The following is a 14,295-nucleotide window of genomic DNA, read 5'->3' on the forward strand; positions in this document are numbered from 1 at the left end:
CACTGGACCCACGCTACCCCGACACCATAGCCCCCAGCTGGTACCGCTACGGCCCGCTGGAAGGCGTGCCGCGCCTGCTCGCGCTGTTCGACCGGCACGGCATCAAAGTCACCTCGCACATGGTCGGCAAGGCTGTTGAAGCCTACCCGGAGCTGGCGGCCGAGGTGGTCCGGCGCGGTCATGAGGCCGCCGGGCACGGCCTGCACTGGGCACCCCAGTACAGCCTGACGCCTGCAGAGGAGCGCCGCCAGTACGAGCAGGCCAGCGCTATCATTGAACGCGTCACCGGGCAGCGTCCGCTGGGCTTCAACGCGTTCTGGATGCGCCACTCCCGCGAGACCCTGAATATCCTCCAGGACCTGGGCTTCCTCTACCACATCGACGACCTGGCCCGTGACGAGCCCTCGATCACCCCGGTGCGCGGCAAGCCGTTCGCCGTGGTGCCCTACACCCTGCGCAACAATGACATCGGCCGCATCGCCGGATCCACGGCGATGACCGGCGCCGCCTTGCTGCAGGAGCTCAAGGACGAGTTCGACGTGCTGTACGCCGAAGGCAGCCAGCGCCGCCGGCTGATGTCACTGTCGGCCCATGACCGCATCGGCGGCACGCCCACCGTGGTGCGGGCGCTGGACCAGTTCTTCGCCTACGCCCGCAGCCATGCCGGGGTGGCCTTCATGCGCAAGGACGACATCGCTCGCTGGACCCTGGCCCAGGACGACGCGCCGGTCAATCCGCCTCGGGGGTTTAGCTGATCACAGGGTTCAACGCCCCACCAGGCCCGCCTGGCGCATGAACGCCAGGTTGTCCTCCAGGTGCCAGTCCTCGGCGATCCGGCCATCGGCAATGCGGTAGATGTCCATGGCGATGAAGTCGATGGCTTGGCCCTGGCCTTGGTGCTCGCCCAGCGTGCCGGTGAAATGGCCGGTGAAGCGCAGCGCCGCGGTGACCCGGTCGCCCGCGACGATCATCTGCAGCACCTCACAGCGCAGGTCCGGCACCGCCGCGCGGAATGCCCGGGAAGCCTTCAGCGGCCCTTCAACGCCCTGCGCCCGCCCCGGCGGCAGGGTCGACGGGATATCGCCGGCGTCTCGCAGAAGGTGCTGTCGCAGCCCCTGAAGAAGCTCGAGCGCGATGGCCTGGTGGAACGCCAGGTACACCCGACCGTACCGCCCACCGTCGAATACGCCCTGACCGAACTGGGCGCGACACTGGGTAGCACGGTGGAGCAACTGGCGCATTGGGCGGAGTCGAACATGCCAGCGATTGTTCAGGCTCGGCAACGCTATGATATGAAGCCGGATCCAGGATCCTCACGCAATGCGTTTCCCCTGTAGGAGCGTTACCTCGGCTTACGGCTGCTGATACTGACTCAGATATTTGTCCAGCACCGCCTTGTCCCCCGCCCCATCCCCCGCTACCTGCCACAACCGCCGCTCGATCCCCTGGGCCAGCAGGTGCCCCACCGCGGCTTCGATGGCCGACAGCACGCACAGCTGCGCCGGCTCGTTGGTGGTATAGCCCACCTCGGCTTCGAGCAGCTTCTTGAACTCGATGAACTTGAACACCCCGGCGTTCTGCCCGACCGAGTAGATGGTCTTGCTGGTCATCACATTGGCCAGCACCTGGCCGGTGCGCACGTCCACCGCCCGCAGGTTGACCGTAACCTGGTCGACCCGGTATTCACGGGACAGGCCGATGCCCAGGTAGCGGGCGCCCTCGCCGCCGCTGCGCACGTTGGTGTCGTAGGCGATGATGCCGCCCTCGAGCATCAGGTTGGCCGCCTGCAGCGGCGGCAGCTCGCCCTGGATGTTTTCCGCCACATCGGGTTTCTTCTGCGAGGCGCGGATGATCTTGCGCTCGGTCAGCAGGTTCTGCAGGCCCTCGCGCTCCAGCACCACGAACCAGCCGCTGGCGTTGAGCGCGTCCATCAGCATGCTCGCCGCCCCCTGGGTGACGCTGGTGGAGAACGAGCTGGCCGGGGTCGGCTTGTACTGCCCGGTCTGGTCGCGGAAACCGTACACCACCGCCATCAGCCGACCGCGGGGCCGCGGCATGTTGACCAGGTCATAGTAGGTCGAGGCCCGCGGCGTCAGCGTCGGGGTCTCGGGGTCCTGTTCGGCGGGCATCGGCTCGCGCAGGCCGCAGCCGTGCAGGCTACCCAGGGCGGCGAGGACCAGCAGTGTGCTCAGCAGGCGTTTCATGGCGTTCTCTCCCCAGTAAAGACCCGTCCCTCTCAGGGGTTCAGGCCGCTGACCTCGATGATCGAGACTTCCCCGGTGGCCCGGTCGGTGACCTTGATGCTCAGCGCCCCCGAATCGTCGATGACGTCGATCAGGAAGGCGTCGGTGGACATGCTGCCGGTGTTGCCGTTGCTGATGTTGTCCAGCAGTTGCCCAAGCAAGCGCGATTCGAGCTGGTTGCTGAAGCGTTCCAGGGCCGAGGTCCCGGCGAACGCCGAAGTGCGGTCCTTGAGGTCTGGATCGTCGTAGTCGTTCTGCGCCTGGGCGTTGTTCAACAGCCAGGTGCCATTGATCGGATTGCCGCCGAAGGACGGATTGACCGGGGTGTACACCAGCTCCGTGGCCAAGGCCTGGCCACCGAGGCCGGCAGCCAGCAGGCAGGCGGCGATGCGTCGTGCAAGGTGGGTGCTCATAGCTCGTCCCTCTCAAGATCAGTTGTGTCCTGCAGCAGTCGTTGCAGCTTGCGCTGAACGATCTGTTGCCTGACCAGGTCGGCGGCCGCGATGGCCTCGTCGTTGAGTTGCGTGGTGTTGGGCGGCAGGAAACGCCGGTACAGCACCTCGCGCTCGTACTCCACCGTCACCAGGCTGCCCCAGCGGGCATCCGGGCGTTCGCGCACCACCAGGTTGAAGTCGAGCCGGCTGGTGGCGCGCAGCCGGTCGCTGAAGGCGTGATAGAAGTCGTGGCCGATGTGCGAGATGGTGTTGTCGACGATAAATCCCATCATCTCGTCCTCGGCGCCCGCCCGGGCCTGGCCCTGCAGCAGCGCCAGGCACAGGCACAGCAACGCGGCCAGGCGTTTCATGGCGCTTCTCCCGGGCCTGCGTGCTGGCGGGCGCCGCCGGCGCTTTCGGCAAACGCCTGCTCGGCGACGAACTGCCAGTCGCTGTAGTGCTCCAGCCCCTCGAAACCGCTCCACTGGGCATCAAAGCCGCTGCGTTTGAGCGGCGTGGCCTCGGAGCGGCTGTACACCCCGGTGATGCGGCCATCGACCGCGCGCAGCAGGCCCCATTCTTCACCGCCGATCGGGTCTGGATAGAGCCTGCGCAAGTGACGCTGCGGTGCAGGGAAACGGTTGTCCTCCACCAGTTCACCCAGGTCATGTGGGTACTGGGCCAAGCCCGGCGAGGCGCGGTAGTAGCTGCGCAAGGCCTGGGCATACTGACCGCCCACCCACAGCAGCTGGCGCTCACGCTCGCGCTGCACGCTGGTGGCCCACAGAGTGCCGGTGGCCGCCAGGGCCACGCTGCTGACGGCGATCAGCAGCAGCACGCCCAGGTAGGTGAAGCCGGTTTCACCATTCGGCATAGAGGCTGCCATCACGCGCCCTCCCGCTGGCTCCACTCTTGATGTCGGCCACCCCGCCGGCCACGCCCTCAGGCGGTGGCACCACTTGCCAGGCATCGCGGCGCTCGGTGATCGGGTCGACCGGGGTGTTACGCAGGTAGCGCTGCTCCACCAATTGGTCGAGGGAATCGGGGTAGTGCCCGGTGTCGCCGTAGTAGTGGTCCAGGGCCTCGCGCAGCACCGCCAGGCTCTGGCGCAGGGTGGCCTCGCGGGAGGCCTCCAGGCTGTTGAAGTAGCGCGGCATGGCGATGGTCATCAAGGTGGCGATAATCGCCATCACTACCAGCAGCTCGATGAGGGTGAAGCCCTTGCTCGGTTTCATCGCCGTCACCATTGCCCGTAGGGAACGTTGTTGAGGCCCTTGCCGGCGGCCTTGGAATAGACGTCGAACACGTCCTCGCCCTCGCGCGGATTCTCGGCCGCGCTGTCATAGGCGCGCAGGCCCCAGTCGCCCTGGTCGTCGGCCTTGACCGCGCGCAGCGGATCGTGGGGGATGCGCCGCAGGAAGTAGAACTTCGCGCCCTTGGCGCTGCGCACATCGCGCACGCCGTCTACCAGCACCTGCAGGTTCGGCGGATAGCCACTGGCGTTCAGGCGCTTCTCGATGTAGCCGGCGTCGAAGGCGCGCTTGTAGGCATCGATGGCGTCGCGGATCTGGTACAGGGCCTCGCGCAGCTGCTGCTCCTTGCCCCGGCGCACCACGGTTTCGGTCAGTGGCGCGGCCATGCTGGCGAGCAGCCCGAGCAGCGCCAGGGTCAGCACCACCTCGATCAGGCTGAAGCCCTGCTGGCGGGGTGTCATGGCCGTGGCCTCGGGCTGGCCGGCACCACCGCCATCTGCCCTTCCACCCGTGGCGCCCCCTGCGACTCGTCGTCCGGGGACTCGGTGGGCACGGCGCTGGCCGGCACCGGCTGGGCCAGCTGGCGCACCTGCAGGGCCGACTCGGTGCCGGTGGCGAACTCCATGTCCGACGGGCTCTGGTACGGCAGGTTGCGCACGATACGCGGGGTGATCGCCAGCACCAGTTCGGACTTGCTCATGTCGTCCTTGTTGCTGCCGAACAGCCGACCCAGGCCGGGAATGTCACCCAGCCCCGGGATCTTGTTGCCGCTGGCGTTGTGGTCGTTGCGCACCAGCCCGGCCAGCACCTGGGTCTCGCCGTCGTGCAGGCGCAGGCTGGTCTGGGCGTTGCGGGTGTCGACCTGGACCGGAATGGTGCCCTGGCGGGTCGCTTCCAGGGGCGTGGCGTTGCTCACTTCCAGGGCCACCTTGATCGCCACCTCGTTGTTCAGGTGCACGGTGGGCTGTACTTCGAGCTTGAGGCCGACGTCCAGATAGGTGACGCTTTCGGTGATCACCGGGCCTTGGGTCGAGGGCACCGAGGTGGCGCTGATGATCGGCACCCGCTGGCCGATGTGGATGCGCGCCTGCTCGCGGTTGCTGACCCGGATCACCGGGCTGGCCAGGGTGTTGATGTCCTTGTCCTGGGCATTGATCTTGGCCTGTGGCGCCGGCGAGATGCTGATGCGGCTGGAGTCGATGCCGCGCAGTTGGTCGAGCACGCTCACCGACTTGCCATCGCTGGTCAGCACGCCGAAGGTGTTGGGCCATTGCAGGCCGAGGTCGAGGATGCGCGAGGTGGCCACCTCCATCACCTCCACCTCCAGCACCACCTCGGGGTTGGACTGGTCCTGGGACTGCAGCAGCTTCTCGGCCATGCGCACGGCGTCGGGGGTGTCGCGCATGGTCAGGGTGTTGAGGCGCTCGTCGACGAACACGTCACGGGTCTTGAGCATGGTCTTGACCATGTTCAGCGCGGTATTGGCGTCGATGCTGGTCAGGTAGAAAGTGCGCATGACCAGTTCCTGGTAGTCCTTGGTCTTCTGCGGTGAGTCCGGGTAGACCAGCAGGGTGTTGTCGTTGACGATCTTCTGGCGCAACTGGTTCTGCTCCAGCAACAGGGCCACGGCGTCCTCGATGCGCACCTCGCGCACGAAGATGGTGGCCTTCATGTCCGGGCGCAGGTCCTTGTCGAAGATGAAGTTGATCCCGGCGACCTGGGCCAGCACCTCGAAGATGGTCTTGAGATCGGCATCGCGAAACTCCAGGGTCACCGGGCGCTCCAGCTTGCTGCGCAGCTGCGGGTACGGCGTGGCGGTACGCGCCTGGACGTTCTCGATGTCGCTGCGCAGGGTCTGGCCCTTCTGGTTCTGCGGATCCAGGCGCAGCACTTCGCGCATGTAGCGTTCGGCGCCGAACAGGTCGCCCTGGCGCAACGCCGCCTGGCCGAGGGCGACGCGATCGTCTAGGGTGCGGATCAACTCCAGCTGGCGGATGCCTTCCTGGGCGCGGCGGTTGTTGGCCTCTATGGTCAGCACCCGGCCGTAGCCCATGCGCGCGCCGGCGAAGTCGTGGCGCGCGCGGTCGCTGTCGGCCTGGGTCAGCAGCGCCTCTACCGCCGCCTGACGGCCATGGGCCAGGGCGATGTTCAGTTCGGTGTCGCGCGGGTCCTCGCGCAGGGCCTCCTCCAGGCGGGCGATCCCCGCCTCGTACTGGCCTTCCTTGATCAGTTCCTGGCTGTCCTTGCGCACGGCGCTCGAGCCGCATCCGCCGATGGCCACACACAGGGCCAGGAGCATGAACGGCGCAGGCTTGCACAACTTCGACGATTTCATGGTGCGCTCCCGACAGACAGGGTCTGTGGCTGGTGCAGTGGCAGGTAGACCAGGCCCAGCTCGGTGGCCGAGACGTGGTCCAGACGGTAGGTGTCATCGATCACATCGCCCTGGCGCACGACGTAGAGCTTGTCGCCGCTCTGCAGGAAGATCTGCAGGTCGTCGCGCTCGCCCATGCGGCCGATGAAGCGAAACGGCAGCGTCGGGGCGGTGGGCGCGACGGTCACCGGGGCGGTGACCACGGGTTGTTCGGTGACGGTGGCCAGGGCCTGGGGTGGGGTCCATTGCTGGCTGGGGAACAGGTCGCGTGAGGGGCTTACCGCCTCATCGCGGGGCGAGCCCGCTTCCACGTGGGTGGAAGTTGCGAGGAAGCGGGCTTGCCCCGCGATCGGACCAGCCTCCTCTTCCTCCAGGCCGAACCAGTGACCAGGCGCCCACGCCAGCGCGGCGCTCAGCCCCAGGAACCCTGCCCACATCACCGCACGCTGAGTGTTCATCACGACCTCGACAGGTAAAGGGTCATGCGCACACGACCGGTCAGTTCCCGGTCACCGATCCGCTTGCGTTGCAGCTCCAGGTCTTCCAGCACCAGGGTCGGCAATTGGCCGATCAGCGCCTTGAGGAAGCCGCGGATCTGGGGGTAGCTGCCGCGTACCGGCAGGACGATCTGATAGCGCGCCAACTGGGTCTTGGGGTCCACCCCCAGGGCGTATTCACCGCGGGACAGGCTGATGCGCTCGGCGCTGGCCAGGTGGTACAGGCGCTCGATCAGTTCGCTGGCCTGAGGCTGGCCGGGCAGCTGCTGGCGCAGTTCGTCCAGCGCCTGTTGCTCGGGCCGGGCCTGGACCTTCAGCTCGCCACGCGCCAGACGCTGCACCTGGGCGCTGGCGTCGGCCTCGCTGGCGCGCAGCTCGCGCACTGCCTGCCACTGTGGCAGCACCCCGGCCAGGCAGACGGCCAGCGCCAGGACGCCGACCAGCAGTGCGGCCAGCCCTGCCCGGCCCAGGCGCCGCAGCGTTTCATGGACGATCAGGCTAGGGACGCGCATGGCCGGTCTCCCAGGTGGCAGTGAGGTTGAAACGCACCGGATGCTCGGCTTGCCCGGCCAGCACCTCATGGTTGAGCAGCGACACATCGGACAGCTCGCTGCTGCGTTCCAGGCGCTGGTGGTACTGCAGCATCGCTTCGAGGTTGCGCGCCTCGGCACTGATGCGAACCTGGCCCTTGCGCGCGTCAGGGGTGAGGCTGAGCAGCGCCACGTCTTCCTGCGGCATCGCCTCGAGCATGGCAAACAGCTGCTGCCAGGGCCGCTGAAGCTGCTGCGAGACGCTGCGCATCTGTGCCAGGCGCTCGGCCTGCTCGCGGATCACCGCGCTGCTTTGCACGGCAGCAGTGGCCGGGCGCCGGCCGAGCTTGAGTTCGAGCTGATGCACGCGGCCTTCCAGGTCCCCCTGCTCGCTCACCAGTTGCTGCTGGGCCAGCAGCAGCACCGCCAGCACGGCACCGCCCAGGGCCAGCAGCGACCAGGCCAGGGGGCTGCTGTGACGGGGCTGGAATTCCAGGTCGAGGCGGCGCATCTCAGGCCACCGCCCGCCACATGGCGCACAGCGGGTCGGCCTCGGCGCTCGGCGCGCACAGCTGCACCGCCACCAGGTGCGAGGCCGCCGTGCGCCCCGGCGCATGCAGGTACACCCGCGGCGGCTGCTCGCCGTACAGCTCGCACGTGCGCTCGATCAGCGCCTGCAGGGCCTGGTCGCTGTCGGCACAGCCCTGGGCCAGCACCTGTTGCCAAGCGCCGCCGGCGGCCAGCAGCAGCACGCTGCGGCGCGGCTCGGCAAGCACGAAGAGGAAGTCGCCCTGGGCCAACTGCGCCGAGCAGCGGTTGTAGGCGGCCATCAGGTAAGGCTGCACCGAGCGCAGGCTCAGACGGCTTTCCCGGCCCAGGGCCTGCAGGCCCTGAAGGAGCGCCTCGGGCAGCGCGGTGGCGATTCGCGCGGCACCCGCCGGCTCCGGCGACAGCACGATGCGCCAGTCGTCCAGGGCCTGGCCGTAGAGGTGTTCGAAGCAGGCCCGGGCGTAGGTGTCCAGCTCGCCCGGGGTGCCGATGGCGTCGCTCCAGGGCACCAGGCAGAAGCGGCTGTAGCGGGCCGAGAGCAGCACCCGCAGTTGCGCACCGCGTGCCGGGTGCTCGCCGAGCAGGCCGGCCAGGGCCTCCAGGGCCGGGGCCCAGGCGGGTTGGGTGGCGTCGCAACTGAAGGCGCGGCTGCCCAGCCACTGGTGTTGATGACCGTGCCAGCGGCCCAGGCCGACACTCTCGGCGCCGAGCACGGCGCAGTACCGATCAGGCGATAAATGTGACACGGTTGATCTCCTCGAGTGTGGTGCGGCCGTCACGGACCAGGTCCAGGGCCGAGGCGCGCAGCAGCCGCAGGCCACGTTGGCAGGCCAGCTGCTTGATCTGCGCGAGCGGGCGGCGTTCGACGATCATCTGCCGCAGGTCGTCGTCCAGGTGCAGCAGCTCGGCGATGGCGTTGCGCCCGCGGTAGCCACTGCCACGGCACTGGCCGCAACCCTGGGCGCGCACGAAGCGCCAGCCGGCCACCGCGTCACGGGTCAGGCCCGAGGCGGCGAGCAGTTCGTCGTCGGGCTCGCAGGGCACCGCGCAATGCACGCAGGCCAGGCGCACCAGACGCTGGGCCAGCACGGCGTTGAGCGCCGAGACAAAGCTGTAGGGGTCGACCTGCATCTGGCTGAAACGGCCGATCACGTCGAACACGTTGTTGGCGTGGATGGTGGTGAACACCAGGTGCCCGGTGAGCGCCGACTGCACGGCGATCTGCGCGGTGTCCGGGTCACGGATCTCGCCGACCAGGATCTTGTCCGGGTCGTGGCGCAGGATCGAACGCAGGCCGCGGGCGAAGGTCAGGCCCTTCTTCTCGTTGACCGGGATCTGCAGCACGCCGGGCAGCTGGTACTCGACCGGGTCCTCGATGGTGATGATCTTGTCGACGCCGTGGTTGATCTCGCTGAGCATGGCGTACAGCGTGGTGGTCTTGCCGCTGCCGGTGGGCCCGGTGACCAGGATCATGCCGTAGGGCTCGCTGGCCAGCCGGCGCAGGGCGCGCAGGGTGTGTTCCTCGAAACCCAGGGCCTGCAACTGCACGCCGCTGACCTGGTCGGACAGGTCCTGCTTGTCCAGCACCCGCAGCACCGCGTCCTCGCCGAAGATGCTTGGCATGATCGAGACGCGAAAGTCGATCTGCCGCTCGCCGATGGCCACCTTGAAGCGCCCGTCCTGGGGGACGCGCTTTTCGCCGATGTCCAGTTCGGCCATGACCTTGATCCGCGAGATCACCTGCTCGGCGAAGGCACTGCCGCTGGCCTTGCCGGCACCGTTGAGCACGCCGTCGATGCGGTACTTGATGGTCAGGCCCTGGCCGGTCATGCCTAAGTGGATGTCGCTGGCGTGCAGCTTGAGGGCGTCGTACAGGGTCGAGTTGACCAGCTTGACCACCCGGCTCTGGTCTTCGCTGATGCTGGTCAGCGACAGGCGCTGCAGCGGGTCGGCCTCGCCGCCGGCCTCCGCGTCGTGGCCGAGGGCGTCGACGGCGTGGAAGCTCTCTTCGTGGCGGGCCAGGAATGCGGCCAGGTCGGCGGCATGGACCAGGTACAGCGGCGCGCCCTGCAGGCAGTCGTCGATCCAGGCCAGGCGGGCGCTGTCGAAGGGGTCGGCGAACACGCCGAGGCGCTCGCCATCGTGCTCGACCAGGGCGAATTCACGCTTCAGGCATTGCGCCAGGCTGACCAGGTCGAAGGCCGGGGCGCAGGCGAACAAGGTCTGGGTGGCGAGCACCGGGTAATGCAGGGTGATGGCCAGGCGCTGGGTGAAGGTGCTGGGCGTGTCGCGGGAGAGCCGCTCCAGGCAGGCCAGCAAGCGCTCTTCGCCGGCTTGCTGGCGGGCCTGGGCCAGGAGGTCACGGGGGTAGCCAGCGATCGTGGGTAGCGATGAATCTGCATCGAATGCCTGGGACATGGCCTGCGACTCCGCTCAGGGGCGGCGCCGCAGGCTGGGGGACCTTGGGCGCCGCTATTCCCCGGTGAGCAGTTGTTCGTCGTCAGGTTCGCCTGGCTTGGCGCCGTTGCGTCGGCGGTCGGCCAGCACCCAGCTGCCATCGTACAACTGCAAGGGGAACGATTCGTTCCTGTTCTGGCGTCGTTCGACGAACCCCGCGGCCGGCTGGTCGGTGCTCCTGCGCTGGCGCTCGATGCCCATCAGGTCGAAGACGGCGCGGGCCAGTTCCATCAGCGGGAACGGCTTGAACAGGACATGGGTCACACCCAGCTCGGCGGCGCGCTCACGGACCTCGGCGGTCGGGTGGGCGGTGATCAGCACGAAATGACACGACCTGTTCCTGCGCACGGTCTCCAGGACCTGAAACCCCTCCATGTCGGGCAAGCGGTAATCCAGCACGATCACGTCCGGTGCCAGTTGCTCGGCCAGTTCGATACCCGCAGTACCGTCGTGGGCGAGATGGACCTCCAGGCCTTGCGCCTGCAGATACGCTTGCAGGTTCTGCGCAAGGGTCTGTTCGTCATCGACTACCAATACTCTGTTCACCAAGGTCCACTCCCATGAACTGCCCGGTTCCCCGGTCTGCGAAGTGCGGCCTTGTAGAGGCTTGAGCAGGCTTCGTGCCAGGCATGAAAAGTCATTGCGCACCGCTTTCAAGTCATTGATATCGTTGTAGCTTTCAATCCATTTCAGGTCGTGCCGGCAGACCTTCCCCCACAACCGGGGAAGCTGATGGCACTTTGCCTTTGGGGCATTCCCCAACAATGGGGAATCGCCTTGGCGTCCCTTCAGTCGGCGCGCTCCACTGTAGCGGAATCACGCAAACGTTGGCGCACTGCTTGCCGCGCCTGGGCCTGCAATTGCGCGACAAGCGCATCCCTGGCCAGGCGCAGGCCGTGTTCAGATGAGACAGAAGTATTATCACTTTGGTTCTGCATACCTTGCAGTCTTTGCCCATTGGCCTGATGGAAGGCCGCCACCTCGGCTTCGCTGGGCGACGCCACCGCCGTCAAACGGGCGTAGACCTGCTGGGCGGCCATCTCCTGTCGAGTGTAGTCAGCGAAGCTGCGCCGATCGAAGCCCGCCTCCTCCAGCCGCCGCTCGAACACCGCCGGGCTGCCGAAGGCCGCCTCCACCTCGCCGACCCGCGCCGTCACCTGCGCGTCACTGACCTCGATACCCTGGCGCTGGGCCTCCTGCCACAGCAGCTCCTTGTCGATCAGCTCATCCAGGGCCTGCTCGCGCAGACGCTGGTACAGGTTGGGGTTGCGGATGCTCGCCACCGCCCGCCCCTGGGCCTGGAGGTATTCGCTGAAGTAGTGCTCCAGGCGCAGCACGCCGATATCCACGCCATTGACCCGCGCCACTGGCGTGTCGGCGTGGCTTGCCAGGGCAAGCAATGACAGCAGGCAGGCAATCAGTACGCGCATGGTGATCCACTCCTGAAAGGGTCATGGTGTGTCCGGTACCGGACGGTACGGCGCCACCTCGGCAAAGCTCGGCCCCGGCAGGCTCACCGCCACCACATGGGCGCCGGCCATGCCCTGGCGACGTCCGGGGCCGAAGCCCAGCAGCGGTGTCAGGCCGGTGTCGACGTCATGCAACTGTTCCAGGGCGCCGAGCAGTTGTTCGCGGCTGGCGTCGCGTCCCACCTGTTTCAGCGCTTCGACCAGCAACTGCCAGGCGCACAGCGTGCTGACCTGCAATGACGCCTGACGTGGCTCCAGCCCCTGGCGCTGCTGCACGCCGGCCAGGGTCTCCCGGCCACGAGCGGTCCAGTCGCCGGGCACGAACGGATAGGCCAGCAGCACCCGCCGCGACCAAGCCGGTGCCAGCCCCGGCACGGCACCGGCCACCTGGCTCGACGCGGCAAGCAGGTAGGGTTTGCGCCCGCCGGCCTGCAGACTGGCGGCCAGCTCGGCAAACCCCTGGGCGCGCCCCAGGAAGACGATGCCCTCGCCCGCCAGCGCCTGGCCCGTGAACGCTTGCGCGGATACGCCGGTAAAGCCCAACTGGCGCAAACGCTGCTGTACGACCTGCGCCGCCTCGACCTGGTCTTCGCCGGCATAGACCAGTTGCACGGCATCGCGGGCCAGGCCAAGACTATCGCGGGCATGCAGGGCCACGCTGAGCAATTGCTCGGGTACGCCCGGTAAAGGGTCGAATACCTGAGCGCTGCCGCCACTGCGCGGCGTGGCGCCGATCAGCGGCAGGCCCGCCTGTTCCAGCTGGCGACTGTCGAGCTGCGGTGCCACGGGCGCAATCAGGGCGAAAACCCGCTCACGCTGGATCAACTGGTCCAGCGCCTGCGCGGTACTGGCCGAATCCGGTCCCGGGTCCAGCGCAATCAGCTGCAAGCGGCGGCCATGGATGCCCCCCGCCTGGTTCAGCTGTGCGACGCCATCCTCCAGCACCGCCCTCACCGTCCGTCCGGTCTCGGCCAGCGGGCCCTGTTCGGGGAGCAAGGTACCCAAGCGCAAGGTGCTCTCCTCCACGCCCGGATCGCGGTCTTCGCCCAAGCGCTTGAGGTAGGCCGCCAGGTTGCGCTGGTCGGCCAGGCTCAGCTCGAAGCGCGGCATAGCCGGGTCCAGCCGATTGCCGGCAGGATCGACCCCACTGCGCACGACCCGCGCCAGGCTGACTTCGGTATAGGCCGGATAGCGTCGGTTGTTGGCCTCGCGATCGCCCGTGCCGAGGGCCAGGCGCTGCCAGTCCAGGCTCGGCGGGCGCACCCCGCCCTCACTGCGGCCGCGCCCGTCGTTGCCGTGGCAACTGGCACACGGCAGCACGCTGGCCGGCACGCTCATGTCCCCCGGCCCCACCCGGGCCAGCAACTGGGCGTCGCTGCTGGAGACGCCTTCGCGATAGAGGCGCTTGCCGGCGAGTTCCTGTTCGCTCAGTTGCACCGCCCCGCACAGGCACCACCCCATCATGAGCATGACCAACGTGGGAGCGACGGTGCGCCTGTTCATGCGCTCACCGCCCCGCCAGCGGCTGAGTCAGCAGCTGCATGCGCTGGGCAATCGCCGCCGGTGGCGCGTCCGGGCGGATCTTGCTCCAGCGCTTGCCTGCCACGTCGCCGGCGATCAACTGCGTCGAATGCTGCTCGGGGCTGGGCAGGAACTGCCCCAGGCGCCCGAGCACCAGGTCGACGCTGGCCTTGTCGCCGGTCAGGAACAGCCAGTTCGGCCCATCCACCCCTTGCTTGCGGGCAAACGCCTTGAGCACCTCGGGCGTGTCGTTCAAAGGATCGCTGCTCACCGAGACGAAGGTCACCTGCGCCGCAAGCTCCGGCCCCATGGCCTCGCGCACCTCGCGCAACTTGCGGGTGATCAGCGGGCAGGCGTCGTTGCAGTGGGTGAAGATCACGTTGAGCATCACCACCTTGTCCTTGAGCACATCGCTGTAAAAGCGCAGCTCGCGGCCGTCCTGGTCCTTGAGCACGGTGTCGGTGAACCAGGCCTGCGCATCGCGGGTGCCGCCGCCACTGACCATCGGCTGCGGCGCGGGTTGCGGTGCCGGCGCGTGACCTTCGTGGGCGAACGCGACCGAGGCGAGGATCCACAGGCAGCCACCAAGCACCAGCCAGTCGAGGCTGCGCATGCCGGCGTGGCGAGAAGTCTGCGCGCTCATGGCTGTGCCTCCTGCCCGGCAATGGCTGTGCTTTTGGCGTGCACCCGGCGTGCGCTCAGGCGGTTGATCTCGCCGATCAGCACGTTGGGGTCGGTGAAGCCGTAGTAACGCGTCCAGTGCCCGCTGCGCCCGTCACCGACCAGGATCAGCGGCGGGTGCTCGCTGAGGTTGGCGCTGAAGCTGCCCAGCCCCTTGAGCGTCTCGCTGATGGCATAGGGCGAGCCGGTCAGCCAGCTCCACCCCGGCCCGTGCTGGAACGCCCGGGCATACCCGGCCAGGCGTTTCGAATCATCGCGCTGCGGATCGACGCTGATCGAGACCAGGC

The 14,295-nt window shown here is 67.8% G+C and carries 19 protein-coding genes and 1 pseudogene; 2 read left to right on the forward strand and 18 right to left on the reverse strand.

The genetic code is table 11. The features are described 5' to 3' along the window. Positions 1–755: polysaccharide deacetylase family protein (locus tag CC207_RS23250; protein WP_088852853.1), on the forward strand; the 755-nt coding region annotated here is incomplete at its 5' end. A 9-nt stretch (positions 756–764) separates the two neighbouring features. Here CC207_RS23250 and CC207_RS23255 read toward each other — a convergent pair. Further along, positions 765–1,070, reverse strand: a pseudogene (locus CC207_RS23255) (ester cyclase); the annotation flags it as partial. A gap of 30 nt (positions 1,071–1,100) precedes the next feature. On the opposite strand from CC207_RS23255, the gene CC207_RS28000 reads away from it, so the two are divergent. Next, on the forward strand, positions 1,101–1,337 hold the full coding sequence (locus CC207_RS28000; RefSeq protein ID WP_256582305.1) for a helix-turn-helix domain-containing protein: 237 nt from the start codon (positions 1,101–1,103) through the stop codon (positions 1,335–1,337). A 15-nt stretch (positions 1,338–1,352) separates the two neighbouring features. Here the strand turns inward: CC207_RS28000 and CC207_RS23265 are convergent, their stop codons facing one another. The 17 genes from CC207_RS23265 to CC207_RS23345 form a co-directional block, all read right to left on the reverse strand. Beyond that, positions 1,353–2,204, reverse strand: coding sequence for a CsgG/HfaB family protein (locus CC207_RS23265; RefSeq protein WP_028688934.1), 852 nt, complete (start codon positions 2,202–2,204; stop codon positions 1,353–1,355). 32 nt (positions 2,205–2,236) lie between these two features. Beyond that, entirely contained in the window at positions 2,237–2,656 is a 420-nt protein-coding gene (locus CC207_RS23270) for a curli assembly protein CsgF (protein ID WP_062363197.1), read from the reverse strand. Then, complete coding sequence (gene csgE, locus CC207_RS23275) at positions 2,653–3,048, reverse strand: curli production assembly/transport protein CsgE (protein WP_028688936.1); 396 nt, start codon at positions 3,046–3,048, stop codon at positions 2,653–2,655. The genes CC207_RS23270 and csgE overlap by 4 nt, the downstream gene beginning before the upstream one ends. Next, positions 3,045–3,563 (reverse strand): type II secretion system protein, encoded by a 519-nt coding sequence (locus CC207_RS23280; RefSeq protein ID WP_069016728.1) that lies wholly within the window; start codon positions 3,561–3,563, stop codon positions 3,045–3,047. Before CC207_RS23280 ends, csgE begins: the two co-directional genes overlap by 4 nt. After that, on the reverse strand, positions 3,538–3,912 hold the full coding sequence (locus CC207_RS23285; RefSeq protein WP_028688938.1) for a type II secretion system protein: 375 nt from the start codon (positions 3,910–3,912) through the stop codon (positions 3,538–3,540). Before CC207_RS23285 ends, CC207_RS23280 begins: the two co-directional genes overlap by 26 nt. Before the next feature lie 5 nt (positions 3,913–3,917). Then, a complete protein-coding gene (locus tag CC207_RS23290; protein WP_088852841.1) occupies positions 3,918–4,391 on the reverse strand; it encodes a type II secretion system protein in 474 nt (157 codons plus the stop codon). Beyond that, a complete protein-coding gene (locus CC207_RS23295; RefSeq protein ID WP_088852842.1) occupies positions 4,388–6,265 on the reverse strand; it encodes a secretin N-terminal domain-containing protein in 1,878 nt (625 codons plus the stop codon). Before CC207_RS23295 ends, CC207_RS23290 begins: the two co-directional genes overlap by 4 nt. Beyond that, a complete protein-coding gene (locus CC207_RS23300) occupies positions 6,262–6,762 on the reverse strand; it encodes a hypothetical protein (RefSeq protein ID WP_062363192.1) in 501 nt (166 codons plus the stop codon). Before CC207_RS23300 ends, CC207_RS23295 begins: the two co-directional genes overlap by 4 nt. Beyond that, positions 6,762–7,313 (reverse strand): type 4a pilus biogenesis protein PilO, encoded by a 552-nt coding sequence (gene pilO, locus CC207_RS23305; protein WP_069016730.1) that lies wholly within the window; start codon positions 7,311–7,313, stop codon positions 6,762–6,764. Before pilO ends, CC207_RS23300 begins: the two co-directional genes overlap by 1 nt. After that, a complete protein-coding gene (locus CC207_RS23310; protein ID WP_088852843.1) occupies positions 7,300–7,842 on the reverse strand; it encodes a PilN domain-containing protein in 543 nt (180 codons plus the stop codon). Before CC207_RS23310 ends, pilO begins: the two co-directional genes overlap by 14 nt. A gap of 1 nt (position 7,843) precedes the next feature. Continuing rightward, a complete protein-coding gene (locus CC207_RS23315) occupies positions 7,844–8,626 on the reverse strand; it encodes a hypothetical protein (RefSeq protein ID WP_088852844.1) in 783 nt (260 codons plus the stop codon). Then, complete coding sequence (locus tag CC207_RS23320) at positions 8,607–10,298, reverse strand: GspE/PulE family protein (protein WP_088852845.1); 1,692 nt, start codon at positions 10,296–10,298, stop codon at positions 8,607–8,609. The genes CC207_RS23315 and CC207_RS23320 overlap by 20 nt, the downstream gene beginning before the upstream one ends. A 54-nt stretch (positions 10,299–10,352) precedes the next feature. Beyond that, complete coding sequence (locus CC207_RS23325) at positions 10,353–10,886, reverse strand: response regulator (protein WP_028688946.1); 534 nt, start codon at positions 10,884–10,886, stop codon at positions 10,353–10,355. A 239-nt stretch (positions 10,887–11,125) separates the two neighbouring features. Next, positions 11,126–11,767, reverse strand: coding sequence for a SurA N-terminal domain-containing protein (locus tag CC207_RS23330; protein WP_028688947.1), 642 nt, complete (start codon positions 11,765–11,767; stop codon positions 11,126–11,128). A gap of 21 nt (positions 11,768–11,788) precedes the next feature. After that, positions 11,789–13,276 (reverse strand): ABC transporter substrate-binding protein, encoded by a 1,488-nt coding sequence (locus tag CC207_RS23335; RefSeq protein WP_243431495.1) that lies wholly within the window; start codon positions 13,274–13,276, stop codon positions 11,789–11,791. A gap of 37 nt (positions 13,277–13,313) precedes the next feature. Further along, on the reverse strand, positions 13,314–13,970 hold the full coding sequence (locus tag CC207_RS23340; protein WP_088852847.1) for an SCO family protein: 657 nt from the start codon (positions 13,968–13,970) through the stop codon (positions 13,314–13,316). Continuing rightward, positions 13,967–14,295 (reverse strand): SCO family protein (locus tag CC207_RS23345; RefSeq protein ID WP_178080988.1); only part of this gene is annotated, 329 nt, incomplete at its 5' end. The genes CC207_RS23345 and CC207_RS23340, both read right to left, overlap by 4 nt.

Source organism: Pseudomonas sp. DrBHI1 (genome assembly GCF_002205115.1).
GTDB lineage: Bacteria > Pseudomonadota > Gammaproteobacteria > Pseudomonadales > Pseudomonadaceae > Aquipseudomonas > Aquipseudomonas mosselii.